Origin of the sequence: Bradyrhizobium sp. McL0616 (assembly GCF_049993385.1) — a bacterium.
Classification (GTDB): Bacteria; Pseudomonadota; Alphaproteobacteria; order Rhizobiales; family Xanthobacteraceae; genus Bradyrhizobium.
Map to the genome: position 1 here is coordinate 4,883,629 of NZ_CP188255.1, position 13,790 is coordinate 4,897,418.

14 protein-coding genes are annotated in these 13,790 nt (G+C 64.9%); 7 read left to right on the plus strand and 7 right to left on the minus strand.

Annotation, left to right across the window (positions count from 1 at the left end; all coding sequences use genetic code 11):
- Nucleotides 1-25: 25 nt before the first annotated feature.
- From ACPPVR_RS23885 to ACPPVR_RS23900, 4 genes are read left to right on the plus strand one after another with little or no spacing between them, the layout of a single operon-like run.
- Entirely contained in the window at nt 26-1,885 is a 1,860-nt protein-coding gene (locus ACPPVR_RS23885) for a TRAP transporter large permease subunit (protein WP_426609025.1), read from the plus strand.
- Nucleotides 1,886-1,891: 6 nt separating this feature from the next.
- A complete protein-coding gene (locus ACPPVR_RS23890; RefSeq protein WP_426609026.1) occupies nt 1,892-3,622 on the plus strand; it encodes an FAD-dependent oxidoreductase in 1,731 nt (576 codons plus the stop codon).
- A gap of 56 nt (nt 3,623-3,678) precedes the next feature.
- A complete protein-coding gene (locus tag ACPPVR_RS23895; protein ID WP_426616170.1) occupies nt 3,679-4,461 on the plus strand; it encodes a GntR family transcriptional regulator in 783 nt (260 codons plus the stop codon).
- Nucleotides 4,462-4,485: 24 nt separating this feature from the next.
- Nucleotides 4,486-4,962: a bleomycin resistance protein gene (locus tag ACPPVR_RS23900; RefSeq protein ID WP_426609027.1), complete on the plus strand. Its 477-nt coding sequence runs from the start codon at nt 4,486-4,488 to the stop codon at nt 4,960-4,962.
- A 50-nt stretch (nt 4,963-5,012) separates the two neighbouring features.
- Here the strand turns inward: ACPPVR_RS23900 and ACPPVR_RS23905 are convergent, their stop codons facing one another.
- Nucleotides 5,013-5,207 (minus strand): hypothetical protein, encoded by a 195-nt coding sequence (locus tag ACPPVR_RS23905; protein ID WP_426609028.1) that lies wholly within the window; start codon nt 5,205-5,207, stop codon nt 5,013-5,015.
- A gap of 360 nt (nt 5,208-5,567) precedes the next feature.
- On the opposite strand from ACPPVR_RS23905, the gene ACPPVR_RS23910 reads away from it, so the two are divergent.
- Both ACPPVR_RS23910 and ACPPVR_RS23915 read left to right on the plus strand, forming a co-directional pair.
- On the plus strand, nt 5,568-6,311 hold the full coding sequence (locus tag ACPPVR_RS23910) for an SDR family oxidoreductase (protein ID WP_426609029.1): 744 nt from the start codon (nt 5,568-5,570) through the stop codon (nt 6,309-6,311).
- 42 nt (nt 6,312-6,353) lie between these two features.
- Nucleotides 6,354-6,776: a cupin domain-containing protein gene (locus ACPPVR_RS23915; protein ID WP_426609030.1), complete on the plus strand. Its 423-nt coding sequence runs from the start codon at nt 6,354-6,356 to the stop codon at nt 6,774-6,776.
- Between the two features lie 22 nt (nt 6,777-6,798).
- Here the strand turns inward: ACPPVR_RS23915 and ACPPVR_RS23920 are convergent, their stop codons facing one another.
- The 6 genes from ACPPVR_RS23920 to ACPPVR_RS23945 form a co-directional block, all read right to left on the minus strand.
- Nucleotides 6,799-7,800 (minus strand): 4-hydroxythreonine-4-phosphate dehydrogenase PdxA, encoded by a 1,002-nt coding sequence (locus ACPPVR_RS23920; RefSeq protein ID WP_426609031.1) that lies wholly within the window; start codon nt 7,798-7,800, stop codon nt 6,799-6,801.
- Nucleotides 7,797-9,335, minus strand: coding sequence for a tripartite tricarboxylate transporter permease (locus tag ACPPVR_RS23925; RefSeq protein WP_426609032.1), 1,539 nt, complete (start codon nt 9,333-9,335; stop codon nt 7,797-7,799). The genes ACPPVR_RS23920 and ACPPVR_RS23925 overlap by 4 nt, the downstream gene beginning before the upstream one ends.
- 10 nt (nt 9,336-9,345) lie before the next feature.
- Complete coding sequence (locus ACPPVR_RS23930; protein WP_426609033.1) at nt 9,346-9,828, minus strand: tripartite tricarboxylate transporter TctB family protein; 483 nt, start codon at nt 9,826-9,828, stop codon at nt 9,346-9,348.
- 34 nt (nt 9,829-9,862) lie between these two features.
- Entirely contained in the window at nt 9,863-10,858 is a 996-nt protein-coding gene (locus tag ACPPVR_RS23935; RefSeq protein WP_426609034.1) for a Bug family tripartite tricarboxylate transporter substrate binding protein, read from the minus strand.
- A gap of 63 nt (nt 10,859-10,921) precedes the next feature.
- A complete protein-coding gene (locus ACPPVR_RS23940; protein ID WP_426609035.1) occupies nt 10,922-12,181 on the minus strand; it encodes a CaiB/BaiF CoA transferase family protein in 1,260 nt (419 codons plus the stop codon).
- A 9-nt stretch (nt 12,182-12,190) separates the two neighbouring features.
- Nucleotides 12,191-12,988 carry an enoyl-CoA hydratase/isomerase family protein gene (locus ACPPVR_RS23945; protein WP_426609036.1) on the minus strand — a complete coding sequence of 266 codons (798 nt, stop codon included), beginning with the start codon at nt 12,986-12,988 and terminating at the stop codon, nt 12,191-12,193.
- A gap of 117 nt (nt 12,989-13,105) precedes the next feature.
- On the opposite strand from ACPPVR_RS23945, the gene ACPPVR_RS23950 reads away from it, so the two are divergent.
- The gene (locus tag ACPPVR_RS23950; RefSeq protein ID WP_426609037.1) at nt 13,106-13,771 is read left to right on the plus strand and encodes a GntR family transcriptional regulator; all 666 of its coding nucleotides are present in this window, start codon (nt 13,106-13,108) and stop codon (nt 13,769-13,771) included.
- Nucleotides 13,772-13,790 lie beyond the last annotated feature (19 nt).

A 13,790-nucleotide genomic window follows, 5' to 3' on the forward strand; every position in this document is an offset into this window, starting at 1 on the left:
CGTCACGACCATGGAAAGCGGCCAGATGCAGTCCGATGGCCTGGCGGCGGTGACGCCGCCCAGGACATTGCTGCGCAAGGTGGATCGGGCGCTCGGGACGATCATCGCGATTCCGACCGCAGCGCTCGTCCTGCTTGAGGTGCTCGTGCTGCTCGGCGGCGTCATCGCCCGCTACGTATTCCATCATCCGATCATCTGGTCGGACGAGCTGGCATCGACCTTGTTCCTGTGGCTCGCCATGCTCGGCTCTGCGGTCGCATTGCATCGCGCCGAGCACATGCGCATGACCGCGATCGTTGGAATGCTGTCGCCGCCGGTTCGCCTGGCCCTCGACGTCGTCGCAATCGTCGGCGCCCTCACCTTCCTGATCCTGATCCTGCCGTCAGCGTATGAGTTTGCGGCCGACGAGATTCCGGTGACGACACCGGCGATGCAGATCTCGGACGCATGGCGCGCGGCCGCACTGCCGGTGGGCTTTGCCGTCATGATCCTGATCGGCTTCATCAGGCTTGCCGAGGCCGGCAATTGGCGCCATATCGCCGGCGCCGTCGGTGCCGCCGCGATACTGGTCGGCGGGCTCACCTTGCTGCAACCGACTTTCGAAAATCTCGGCAACCTCAATCTGCTGATCTTCTTCGTCGGCATCGTCGCCGCACTGATCTTCGCCGGCGTCCCGATCGCGTTTGCCTTCGGGCTCGCGACATTCGGCTATCAAATGCTGACGACGGACACGCCAATCGTCGTCGTGGTCGGGCGGATCGAGGAAGGCATGTCGCACCTGATCCTGCTGTCGGTGCCGCTGTTCGTCTTCCTCGGGCTACTGATCGAGATGACCGGCATGGCGCGCGCAATGGTCAACTTCCTGGCAAGCCTGCTCGCCCATGTTCGCGGCGGCCTCTCCTACGTCCTGATCGGCGCGATGTATCTCGTGTCCGGTATCTCCGGCTCGAAGGCAGCCGACATGGCGGCCATCGCGCCTGCGCTGTTCCCGGAGATGAAGGCGCGAGGATCGAAGCCGGGCGAGTTGGTTGCGCTGCTGTCCGCGACGGGGGCGCAGACCGAGACGATCCCGCCGAGCCTCGTGCTGATCACCGTCGGGTCAGTTACCGGCGTCTCGATCGCCGCGCTGTTCACCGGCGGACTGTTGCCGGGCCTCGTGGTCGGCGCGATCCTCTGCTTCGTGGTCTGGCGACGCAATCGCGGTGAGGATCTCTCGCATATCACCAAGGCCTCAGCCCGCGAGATCGCGCGCTCCTTCGTCATTGCCTTGCCTGCAATCGCCCTTCCCTTCGTGATCCGCGCCGCCGTCATCGAGGGCGTGGCCACGGCGACCGAGGTCTCCACCATCGGCATTGCCTATGCGGCGCTCGCCGGCCTTCTGATCTACCGCCAATTCGACTGGCGCCGCCTCTATCCGATGCTGGTCGAGACGGCGGCGCTGTCAGGCGCCATTCTCCTCATCATCGGCGCCGCGACGAGCATGGCCTGGTCGCTCACGCAATCCGGCTTCTCCCGCGACCTCGCCTCCGCCATGACCGGCCTGCCGGGCGGGGTGCCGACGTTTCTCCTGGTCTCGATCGCCGCTTTCGTCGTGCTCGGCAGCGTGCTCGAGGGAATCCCCGCGATCGTGCTTTTCGGTCCCCTGCTGTTCCCGATCGCAAAGCAGGTCGGCGTCCACGAAGTCCACTACGCAATGGTCATCATTCTGGCGATGGGCGTGGGCCTGTTCGCCCCGCCCTTCGGTGTCGGCTATTATGCGGCCTGCGCGATCAGCAAGGTGCATCCGGATGCAGGGCTGAAGCCGATCGCGGGCTACATTGTCGCGTTGATCGTCGGCCTGTTGCTGGTGGCGTTCATTCCGTGGATCTCGATCGGATTTTTGTGAGGCCTCATGCCTTCCTCCGCTGACCGGCGCTGGGACAGCGAGACCGATCTCCTGATCGTCGGGGCTGGTGCTGCCGGGATGACGGCGGCTCTGGTCGGCACCCTCCAAGGACTTCGCGTCGTCCTCTGCGAGAAGTCCGACGTTGTTGGCGGAACGACCGCGACATCGGCGGGCTCGGTCTGGATCCCCGGCAGCCGGCAAAGCACGGTCGCGGGCGTGCCGGACTCGATCGCGGCCGCCAAGACCTATCTCCTGGCCCTGCTCGGTGCGAACGCCTGCGACCAACGGCTTGCCGCTTACCTCGACTCGGGGCCGGTCGTTCTCGACTATCTCGAACGGCGCACGAGCGTCGCTTTCGCGCCCCCGCCGGTTCACCCGGACTATCGCGACCTGCCAGGTGCCGCAATTGGAGGGCGGGCGCTTGGAACTCTTCCGTTTGACGGCCGCAAGCTCGGCCCGGACTTTGCGCGTGTGCGGCCGCCGCGCCGGGAATTCATGGTGCTGGGCGGCATGATGGTCGGCAAAGCCGACATTCACGCGCTGGTCCGGCCGTTCGGTGCATGGCGCAACTTCATCCACGCGCTCGGATTGCTGCTCCGCCATGCCGCCGATCGGCTCCGCTTCAAACGCGGCACGCGCCTCATCATGGGCAACGCGCTGGTCGGGCGGCTGCTCTACGATCTGCGGCGTCTGGCCGTCGATATCCGCTATCAGACCGCGCTGAAGGACCTGGTCCGCGACGGCGACGACATCGTTGGCGCCGTGCTGAGCTCGCCGTCGGGAGACCTTGCGATCCGGGCGCACCGGGGCGTCGTGCTGGCGACCGGCGGCATCGGCTGGAGCCAAGAGCTCCGCGAGCGGCTGCTGCCGGAGGACGCGCGTCGCTACTCGCTGGCCCCAACCTCCAACACCGGTGACGGCCTCCTCGCCGGCGAGCGCGCATCCGGAGAGATCGACCGAACGCTGGCAAGCCCGGCCCTGTGGATGCCGAGCTCGGTGATGCAGCAGCCCGACGGCCACCTTTCGGTCTTTCCGCACATCATGCTCGACCGCGCCAAACCCGGACTGCTGGCAGTCGATGGCAGTGGGCGCCGTTTCGTCAACGAGGCCGGGTCCTATCACGACTTCGTCGAGGGCATGCTGCGCTCGAACCGTTCAGCCGCGAGCATTCCGGCCCACCTGATCTGCGACGGGAGCTTCATCGCGGATTTCGGCATCGGGCTCGTTCATCCCGGCACGCGCGACCTCCGCCCTTTCATTGCCGCCGGCTATCTGGTGGAGGGCAACACCATCGCCGTGCTCGCGGACAGGCTGGGCGTGGACGACGATGCGCTGTCCCGCACGATCGAAAGCTACAACGCCTTCGCCCGAAGCGGTATCGACGCGGAATTCGGGCGCGGCACAACCGAGCTCAACCCGTTCAACGGTGATCCCGCGAACAAGCCCAATCCGTGCCTCAGACCGATTGTCCCCGGCCCCTGTTATGCCGTGACCGTGTGGCCCTCGGATCTGGCGAGCAGCGCCGGTCTGCGCACCGATTCCAATGGCCGCGTCCTGCAATCGGGCGGCGAACGCCCGATCAGGGGACTGTACGCCATCGGCAACGATGCCGCCTCGATCTTCCACGGTACGTATCCGGGCCCCGGAACGATGATCGGGCCTGCCATCGTCTTTGCCTGGCGGGCGGCCATGGACGCAGCCGGTGCGCTGGACGCTGCGCTGAAACCACTGGAATGAGCCATGCGCGCAGCGTCAAACATGCTAGACTCAGGGATCATGAGAGGCCTCCAGTGCTGACGAAAAGCTCAACGACCGAGACGGTTGGCGAATCCGTTTATCGGCGGATCCGCTCCGACATCATCTTCGGCGTCCTGCCGCCCGGACACAAACTGAGGCTCGAGCGGGTCAGCGAAAGCTACGGCACGTCCATCAGCACGCTGCGCGAGCTCTTGAACCGCATGTGCGCGGAAAGCCTGATCGTCGCCGAGGGCCAGCGCGGCTTCGAGGTCGCGCCGGTGTCGGCGGACGAGTTCAGGCAGGTTGCCGAGCTGCGCCTTCTGCTGGAGAACCACGCGCTCGAGCAATCCTTTTCCGCGGGCGATCTCGACTGGGAGGGCCGCGTGGTATCCGCCCACTACAAATTGGGCGTGATGGAAAAGCGGATGCTGGAGGGGCAGCGCCAGGATCAGGAGCTGTGGAAACAGTGCGACTGGGACTTCCACCATTCCCTGATCTCGGCTTGCGGATCGAAAGTCCTGCTGGACGCCCATGCCGGCGCTTACGATCGCTATTTGCGCTATCAGATGATCGCCGTCGTGTTCCGCGGAGAAATCGCAGCACGCGAGCATCAGGTGCTGCTCGAGGCCGCTCTTGCCCGCGATTGGAAACGCGCCCAGACGATCATGGCGTCGCACATCCAGGGATGCGTCGAGCACGCGCTGAGGGAAGACAATGCAGGCGTCTTCGGCAATGTGCCGAAGCGGGCGGCCAATGCTGCGACCAAGGGTACCGATATCGATCTGAATCGAGCGCCCAAGGCCCGAGCGGCGAAAGCCTCGCAACGCAGCCGCAAGTGAGACGGCCAGGTCCGTTACGCCGCAATGTCCAAGCTGTCAGACCCTACCTCGCGCGCGACCTCCGATAGCTCGGGCCATGCACCGCGAGACGGCTTTGCCGATCTCGTCCCCGAACTCGGCGTTTCCAACATTCAAGTCAGCTTGTCGTTCTGGAAAGACCTGCTCGGCTTCGACATCGCCTACGACCGTCCCGACGCCCGGTTTGCGTATCTGGTCAGGGGGCGCGTGCAGGTGATGCTCTGCGAATTGAACGGACGCTGGGAGACGTCCGAGATGCGACGCCCGTTTGGACGCGGCATCAATTTTCAGATGGTCGTCGATCGCATCGCGCCGATGCTGAAGGCTCTCGACGATGCCAAATGGCCGCTCTACGAGCCGCCGAATGAAGCCTGGTATCGGGTCGGCGACCAGGAAGTCGGGCAGCGCGAATTTCTCGTCCAGGATCCGGATGGTTACCTGCTGCGGTTCGTCGAGCGGCTGGGAATGCGCGAACCGTCGTAACGTCGACCAGTCACGCCGAAGGCACTCCCGTGCAGGAGATCCAAATGACGCTACCGAAGGTGAGCGTCGCGGCTTGCTCGGGTCGCAGAAGCGCCCTCATCGAGGGCCGTCGGGGCGGCGTCGATCGACGTTGCCCGCGACGTGCGTTGCGGCCCGACCTTTCGCTGGAAAAAGAGGCCCGGCAGCACTGAAGGCAGCCCAAAGGTCATTCCGAGGAATGCCAGAAACACATCGAGATAGTTCAAGTCCATCTTGTTGCCTGTTGCTGTCGACGCAAACACACCTCAGTACATTTGGTCTAATTTTGAGTATAATACCTGATGCAAATCGGAGCAATGAGAACATTGATCTCGGTGCAATAATCCGAGGCGCCGCGTGGGCCGAGCAATCTTCCCGCCCTGGGCTTCGATCCGGCCATCCGCGGGGATGCCATCGCGTTCGCATCTGGCGGTTTGGGCGTTTTTCGGCAACGCAGGCCCGTTCCAGGCAAGAGCCCGCCGCATTGCTCGGATAGGGTCGCGTCGCATCACGTTCATCGACGTGAGAGCGTGAGCATCGTTGGCTTTGGTCAACTCACGCTTTCGACCATGCTGAGGAGACATGCCATGAAGATCGTCGTCATCGGCGGAACGGGGTTGATCGGATCCAAGCTCGTGGCGAAGCTCAAGCAGAAGGGCCACGAGGCCGTGGCGGCCTCGCCGAAATCGGGCGTGAACGCCGTGACCGGGGAAGGTCTGGCTGCGGCCCTCGCTGGCGCGGATGTCGTGGTCGACGTGGCCAACGCGCCGTCGTGGGAGCCTGCCGCCGTGCTCGAGTTCTTTGAGCGGTCGAGCAAGAACCTCGCCACGGCCGAGGCCGCAGCGGCCGTCAAGCATCACGTGGCGCTGTCGATCGTGGGAACCGATCGCTCGCCCGACATCGCCTATTTTCGGGCCAAGCTCGCGCAGGAGACCATCGTCAAGGCCTCGCCGATCCCCTACTCGATCGTGCGTGCCACCCAGTTCTTCGAATTCCTCGGCGCCATCGGCGAGGCGGGTGTGGCCGGGGGCAAGATCGTCGTTCCCTCGGCGTTGTTCCAGCCCATCGCGTCCGACGACGTTGCCGATCGCCTCGCGGAGGTCGCAACAGGCCAGCCGCTGAACGGCACGATCGACATCGCGGGCCCCGAGAAGGCTCCGTTCAACGAGTTCGTTGCGCGCCGCCTGAAAGCGTCTGGCGACAGCCGGCCGGTGGAGGGAGACCCAAAGGCGCAGTATTACGGCACCGCCATTCACGACACGTCGCTGGTCCCGCTCGGCGAGGCGCGGCTCGGAAAAACGCCGCTCGCGACATGGCTCACGACTGTCTGAGGATCACCCATCCACCGCAACCACGGCAATGAAGGGAATTCCATGCGCAGATTGCTGATCGCGACAGCGGTTTATGCCGCGTCCATCCTGGTGGCACCGGCAGCCGAGCCGCAGCCCGCAGCGGCGTCCGCCAAAGTGAGCGTTGTATTCGACCAGGCGCTGCCAAATGTACCGGGCAAGAGCATGAAGGGCGTGCTGGTCGAGTATGGCCCCGGAGGCTCCTCACCGGCCCACATCCACGCCCGCTCCGCGTTCATCTATGCCACCGTGCTGGAAGGCGCGATACGCAGTCAGGTCAATGACGAACCCGCCAAGGTGTTTCACAAGGGAGAGAATTTCTCCGAGAAGCCAGGCGATCACCATGCCATCAGCAGCAACGCCAGCGATACCGAGCCCGCCAAGCTGCTTGCTGTCTTCGTGGTGGATACGGACGACAAGGTGCTGACGGCGCCTCTCCCGAAATAGCGCCAGCGTCCAAACGCTGGCATCATGCTCGGCGCGCGGCCATCTCCGCCGCAAGCAGCACCGCCGCGCGGGTCGCGCCGGTCGATGCGATGCCCTGGCCTGCGATGTCGTAGGCGGTGCCGTGCGCGGGCGTGCAGATCGGAAACGGGAAGCCGCCGAGCAAGGTGACGCCGCGATCGAACCCCATCAGCTTCATCGCGATCTGGCCCTGGTCGTGATACATCGTCAGCACCGCATCGAAGGCGCCGGCCTTGGCGCGCAGGAACACTGTGTCGGCCGGGAACGGCCCCTCGACGGCGATGCCCTCGCGCTGGCCCGCTTCGACCGCAGGCGCGATGATGTCGATCTCCTCGCGGCCGAAATTGCCGCCGTCGCCGGCATGCGGATTGAGACCCGCGACTGCAATGCGGGGACGCGCAAAGCCGGCGTTGCGCATGCAGGCATCGGTCAGCGTCAGCGCACGATGAATACGGTCGCCGGACAGCCTTGCAGCGACGTCCTTGAGAGGAATATGCGAGGTGACCCGCGCGTTCCAGAGCTCGCCCAGCACGTTGAATTCGCTGGCCGGGGTCTTGAGGCCGGCGATCTCCGCGGAGAACGCGATCTCGTCGTCATAGTCGGCGCGGGCCAGCCGCATCGCCTGCTTGTTGAACGGCGTGAAGCAGACGGCGTCGACGCGTCCGTCGCGGCCGAGCTCGAGCGCGTGCCGGTAGTTGGCCAGTGCGAATTGTCCGCCGGCAAGGGTCGCGGTTTTCGGTTCGACCGCTTTGGGATCGAGATGGCCGAGATCGACGAACAGCGCATCGCCTTTCGTAGCGCGAAGGTCGGCGCTTCTCTCCACTGTCGTCAGCTCCGGCGCGACGCCGGCAACGCGCGCGCCCTCCTCGAAGATGCGGCGGTCGCCGATTACGACGAGGCGGCAACGGGCGCGGACCTCGTCCAGTGCGACGAGCATCGCGGTCAGCTCCGGGCTGATGCCGGCGGGATCTCCCATTGCGAGCGCAATGAGCGGCTTTGCGGTCATATGGTCACCTTTTCCTGGGCCGTCGTCTCGGTGGTGGGTGGCGCGGGCTTGCGCAGCAGGCGCGCGAGCTGCAACACGAGCGGAAGCAGCAACAGCACGATGCCGCCCACCACCAGGCTCGTCACCAGCTTGTTTGCAAAGAAGATCCCGAGCGATCCCTTGGACATCAGCATCGACTGCCGGAACGCATCCTCGGCCTTGTCGCCGATGACGATCGCGAGCACCAGCGGCGCCAGGGGATAGAACAGCTTCTTGAAGAGATAGCCGACGACGCCGAAGCCGAGCATCATGACTACGTCGAGATAGGAGTTCGACACCGAATAGGCGCCGACGACGCAGATGATCACGATCAGCGGCGCGATGATCACGAAGGGAATCCGCATCAGGGCTGCGAACACCGGAACGGTGAGCAGCACCAGCACAACCGCGACGATGTTGCCGACATACATCGAGGCGATCAGGCCCCACACAAAGTCCTTTTGGTCGACGAACAGCATCGGCCCGGGATTGAGGCCCCAGATCATCAGCCCTCCCATCATCACGGCTGCGGTGGCCGAGCCGGGAATGCCGAGCGAGAGCATCGGCAGCAGCGCGCTGGTGCCGGCCGCGTGATCGGCGGTCTCGGGCGAGATGATGCCTTCGACCTCGCCCGTGCCAAAGTAGCGGCCGCGACGCGAGAAGCGGCGGGCGATGCCGTAGCTCATGAAGGACGCCGCCGTCGGGCCGCCCGGCGTGATCCCCATCCAGCAGCCGATCGCGGCGCTGCGCAGCAATGCGACGCTATGGCGTGGCAAGCGGCCGATTGCGCGAAACACCTCGCGCCATTCAATCTTCGATGACACGGCGCGGGCGTGAAACTCCTCCTCGACCGCGACCAAGAGCTCACCGATGCCGAACAGCCCCATCACCGCAACGACGAAGTTCACGCCCTTCACCAATTCGTCGATGCCCATGGTGAGGCGCACGCTGCCGGAAACGGTGTCGATGCCGATGGCGGCGATCGCAAAGCCGATCGCGAGCGCCACCACGGTCTTGATCGGCGCAGCACCACCCATGCCGACGAAGCTGGCAAAGGCGAGGAAATAGACCGCGAAATATTCCGCAGGCCCGAACGCGAGCGCGACCTGCGCCACCCATGACGCCAGGAAGGTGATCAGGATGACGCCGACCAGCGCGCCGAACGCCGCCGAGCCGAAGGCGGTGGCGAGCGCGGTGGTCGGCCGTCCGTCGCGCGCCATCGGGTAACCATCGAAAGTGGTGGCAACCGACGATGGCTCTCCGGGGATGTTGAACAGGATCGAGGTCACCGAGCCGCCGAACAGCGCGCCCCAATACATGCTGGAGAGCAGGATGATGGCCGAGACCGGCTGCATGCCAAAGGTCAACGGCAGCAGCAGCGACACGCCGTTCGGCGCACCCAGCCCCGGCAGCACGCCGACGAGAATGCCGAGCAGCACGCCGACCACCATCAGCGCCAGATGCGGCAGCGTGACCGCGATGGTGAAGCCGTGCAGGAGTTCCCCGAGATTGTCCATCGGCCTCTCCTCAGAAGCCGAACGCGGCGGCGAGCGCGCCGTGCGGGAGCGACACCTGGAACATGCGCTCGAACACGACATAGAGCGCGAGCGCAGTGGCCGCCGCCATCGCCAGCGAGCGAAGCAGCGATTGATGCCGGGGTATCGCAATCACGGCAAAGATGTAGAGGGCGGAAGCAAGATACATTCCGAGCAGCGGAATCGCCGCCACGAAGATCGCAGCCGGCACGAACAGGCCGGCCAGCCGGCGCAGCTCGATCGGCGTAATCGCGACGGGAACGTTGGCGAGTGACGTGGCCGGCAGAACACCCCGCACCAGATTGTAGAGGCTGCCGAGCACGATGATGATTCCGGTCAGGAACGGGAATGTGCCGGAATCCACGCCCGCGCTCGACCAACCGATGCCGTTGTCCAGGCTGGAGACCACCACCACGACGCCAAAACTGCCGGTGAGGATGGCGGTCGCGAGTTCAAGGGCGCGGCGCGAGATCATCAGAGACTCCAGCTGGGCGCGAGATAAGGGGACATCATGGCTTGATGAGCCAGCCCTGCTCGCTTGCGACCTGCCTGAGGTGTTCGAGGTCCTCCTTGATGAACTTGTCGAATTCGGCACCGGTGAGGAACGTGTCGATCTGCGAGCTCTTCTCGATGTAGTCCTTCCATTCCGGCGTGGCCTGCACCTTCTTCATGAGGTCGATGTAGAACGCCGCCTGGTCCGGCGTGACCTTGCCGGGCAGCCACACGGTGCGCGGCTGCTCGTATTGCGCGATGTCGAGGCCCTGCTCGACGCAGGTCGGCACATCGCTCCAGCCTTCGGTCGCGGTGATCTTGGCGCCCTGCGGCAGCCGCTTCGGACTGAAGACACAGAGCGGTCGCTGGGTGCCGCCGCGCCATTGCCCGAGGCTTTCGCTGGGATTGTTGACGTGGGAATCGATGTGCCCGCCGGCGAGCTGCACGGCTGTTTCAGCGCCGCTCTTGAAGGGGATGTAGGTCAGCTTCACGTGACCGGCCTTCTCGATCATGCGGGTCAGGACCTCGTCGGTGTCCTTGGACTGCGCGCCGCCCATCTTGAAATCGCCCGTGGCCGCAGCCTTCAGATAGTCGGGCGCGGTCTTGTAGGGCGAGTCCTGCTTGACCCAGAGCAGGAACTCGTCCTGCGCCATGGCGGCGATCGGGGTGAGATCGGTGTAGTTGAAGGCGACCTTGGAGACGAGCGGCTGCTGCCAGGCGTTCGAGGTGCCGAAGATCACCTTGTAGGGATCGCCGGCGGACGCCTTGCCGTAGACGTAGCCTTCGGCGCCGCTGCCGCCGGCCTTGTTGACGACGACGATCGGCTGGTCGGTCAGCTTGTACTTGGTGATGATGTTCTGCACCGCGCGGGCGATGTTGTCGGTACCGCCGCCTGGACCTGCGGTCGCGACGAACTCGATCGGCTTCTGCGGCTGCCAGGCCGCGAGCGCAGGCGTGGCGCCAGCGAACACGAGTGCGGCTGCGGACAGCAGAAAACTTGACGTGCGACCCATGATTCCCTCCGGCTGATTTTTTGATTATTTTGTTGGTCTTGTGTCTGTCGTTGCGGCGCCCGCTCAGGCGACGCGTTCCTCGCGCCTCCCTGAGGCGGACACGATTGCGCCCTGCTGCTCGAAGGTTTCGATTTCCTGGTCGCTGAACCCGTGCTCCGCCAGCACCTCGCGGGTGTGCTCGCCGTAGACGGGCGCGCCCGAGAGAACCTTGCCGGGTGTCTCAGAGAACTTGACCGGCAGTCCGATCGTCTTCACCGGGCCGAGCGTGGAGTGCTCGACCTCGACCACCATTTCGCGCGCCAGCGTCTGCGGATCGCTCAGCGCCTCCAGCATGTCGTGCACGGGTCCGCAGGGCACGCCCTTGTCGTCGAGTGCGGCGAGCCAATGCGCGCGCGACTTCGTGCGGAAGCGCGCGCTCAGGACCGCTTCGAGCTCTTTGAGATGCGCCATGCGGTCGGCGCCGGTGACAAAGCGCGGATCGGCGGCGAGCTCGCTCGCGCCGAGCGCTTCCAGCATCAAGAGCCAATGCTTCTTGTTGGCGCCGCCGACCACGAGCCAGCCGTCGGAGGCCTCAAAGGCCTGATACGGTGCGTTGAGCGGATGCGCCGAACCCATCGCGCGCGGCGCGGTGCCGGCGGCAAGCGCGATGGTCGACTGCCAATAGGTCTGCACCAGGGCTGCTTCATAAAGCGAGGTCTCGACCCACTGCCCTTCCCCGGTCTTGAGGCGATGGGTGTAGGCGGCCAGAATTCCCATGCTCGCGAGCAGCCCGGCGGTGATGTCGGACAGCGGCGGGCCGCATTTCACCGGCGGGCCGTCGGGACGCTCGCCGGTAAAGCTCATGATGCCGCTCATGGCCTGCGCGACCAGATCAAAGCCGCGGCGGTGCTTGTAGGGGCCGGTGCGGCCAAAACCCGACAGCGAGCAATAGATCAGCGCCGGGAATTTCTCGTGCAGCGCCTCATAACCGAAGCCGAGGCGCTCCATCGCACCCGGCGCGAAATTCTCCACCAGCACGTCGGCGTCCGCGATCAGCCGCAGCAAGACCTGTTTACCGCCGTCGGTCTTCAGATCCAGCACGATGCCGCGCTTGTTGCGGTTCATCATCAGGAACGACGCCGCCTCGTCGCCGATCTTCGGCGGCACGGAATGGCGGGTGTCATCACCGTTCGGCGATTTCTCGATCTTGATGACGTCGGCGCCCATGTCGGCCAGCATCAACGTGCAGGTCGGCCCCGCCATGACATGGGTGAGATCAATGACCTTGAGGCCGGCGAGCGGCCCCGATCGGCGGGAGTTTTTTTGCGATCGGTCGCTTTGCATCGGCCTGTCCTATTGACCGCGCCATTGCGGCGCGCGCTTGGTGAGGAAAGCATCGAGCCCTTCGCGAAAATCCTGGCTCGTGTAGCACATCAGGATGAGGTCTTCGCCCTCGTCCCGCGTCAGCCGCTTTTGCAAGCGGGCGACGGCCTGCTTGGTCGCATTCAACGTCAGCGGCGCGTGGCTGGCCAGGAGCCGCGCGACCTCCTCGGCACGCCGCTCAAGTGCGGCGCCATCCTCGACGACCTCGCCGAGCAACCCGACATGTGCCGCCTCCGTGGCCTCGACCAGACGTGCGGTGAAGATCAGATCCTTGACGCGCGCGGCGCCGATGAGCGCGGTGAGACGGCTGACATTGGACATCGACAGGCAATTGCCGAGCGTTCGCGCAATGGGAAAGCCGATTTTTGCGCTTGTCGTGCCGATGCGCAGGTCGCAGGCCGCGGCAATGCCCGCCCCGCCGCCGGTGCAGAAGCCGTTGATCGCCGCGATCGTCGGCACCCGGCACTGCTCGAGCGTGGTCAGCACTCGATCGATCCGGTTCTCGTAATCGATCGCGTCCTGCGGCGTCTTGAATTCGCGGAACTGGTTGATGTCGGTACCCGAGGCGAAAGCCTTGTCGCCTGCGCCGCGCAGCACGAGTACCTTGATCGCGCGATCGCCATTGGCCTCCTCGCAGATCGCGGCGAGCCGCTCATACATGGCGAAGGTGAAGGCATTACGGGCCTGCGGGCGGTTGAAGGTGATCCGCCCGATGCCGTCCTCAATCTCGAAAACGAGGTCTTTCGCCTCTGCGACTTCCAGGTCCATCTTCCCGCCCCCTTCTGTTTTTTACATTTTTGAATGCAAAATTTGCGATTATCAAGCTGGAACTTTCGATAAGCCGCGATTAAATTCAGTTTTGCATGCAAATTGGAGCTCGATGCCATGCTTCATGAAGAGGTCGTCGGCCGCATCCGCGACATCCTGCTCGACGGCGAAATCCCGCCGGGCGCGCGAATTCCCGAGCGCGAGCTGTGCGAGCGGCTCGAGATCTCGCGCACCCCGCTGCGTGAAGCGCTCAAGGTGCTCGCCGCCGAAGGCCTCGTGCAGCTCTTGCCGCATCGCGGCTCGCGCGCGGCCAAGCTGACCGACAAGGACATGCGCGACCTCTTCGAGGTTTGCCAGGGCCTCGAGGCGCTGGCCGGCGAGCTCGCCTGCGAGCGAATCACCGACGCCGGGATCGCCGAGATCGCCGCCGCCCACGCGTCGATGGTGCAGCATTATCGCGAAGGCGATTTGATCCAGTATTATCGCGGCAACCGCGCCATTCACGAGGCCATCGTCAATGCGGCCGGAAATCCCGCACTGACCGGGCTCTACACGTCCGTGACCGCGCGCATCCGCCGCGCGCGCTATGTCACGCCGATGACGCCGCAGCGCTGGGCGTACGCCGTCAGCGAGCACGAAGCGATCCTGAATGCGCTCCAGCGCCGCGACGGCGTCGGCCTTTCCCACATCCTGCGCGCGCATCTGCGGCACAAGCGCGAGGAGGTCTTGCAGGCCGGCTTTGCGGAGATGGAAGCGAGCGAGCTCACGCTGCGGATTGCGTGAGGTGGTTCACTGACCTCGC

Coding starts and splice junctions, on each gene's coding strand:
- ACPPVR_RS23885 (WP_426609025.1), top strand. CDS start 26: ATGCAGTCCGATGGCCTGGCGGCGGTGACGCCGCCCAGGACATTGCTG.
- ACPPVR_RS23890 (WP_426609026.1), top strand. CDS start 1,892: ATGCCTTCCTCCGCTGACCGGCGCTGGGACAGCGAGACCGATCTCCTG.
- ACPPVR_RS23900 (WP_426609027.1), top strand. CDS start 4,486: ATGTCCAAGCTGTCAGACCCTACCTCGCGCGCGACCTCCGATAGCTCG.
- ACPPVR_RS23910 (WP_426609029.1), top strand. CDS start 5,568: ATGAAGATCGTCGTCATCGGCGGAACGGGGTTGATCGGATCCAAGCTC.
- ACPPVR_RS23915 (WP_426609030.1), top strand. CDS start 6,354: ATGCGCAGATTGCTGATCGCGACAGCGGTTTATGCCGCGTCCATCCTG.
- ACPPVR_RS23920 (WP_426609031.1), bottom strand. CDS start 7,800: ATGACCGCAAAGCCGCTCATTGCGCTCGCAATGGGAGATCCCGCCGGC.
- ACPPVR_RS23925 (WP_426609032.1), bottom strand. CDS start 9,335: ATGGACAATCTCGGGGAACTCCTGCACGGCTTCACCATCGCGGTCACG.
- ACPPVR_RS23930 (WP_426609033.1), bottom strand. CDS start 9,828: ATGATCTCGCGCCGCGCCCTTGAACTCGCGACCGCCATCCTCACCGGC.
- ACPPVR_RS23935 (WP_426609034.1), bottom strand. CDS start 10,858: ATGGGTCGCACGTCAAGTTTTCTGCTGTCCGCAGCCGCACTCGTGTTC.
- ACPPVR_RS23940 (WP_426609035.1), bottom strand. CDS start 12,181: ATGCAAAGCGACCGATCGCAAAAAAACTCCCGCCGATCGGGGCCGCTC.
- ACPPVR_RS23945 (WP_426609036.1), bottom strand. CDS start 12,988: ATGGACCTGGAAGTCGCAGAGGCGAAAGACCTCGTTTTCGAGATTGAG.
- ACPPVR_RS23950 (WP_426609037.1), top strand. CDS start 13,106: ATGCTTCATGAAGAGGTCGTCGGCCGCATCCGCGACATCCTGCTCGAC.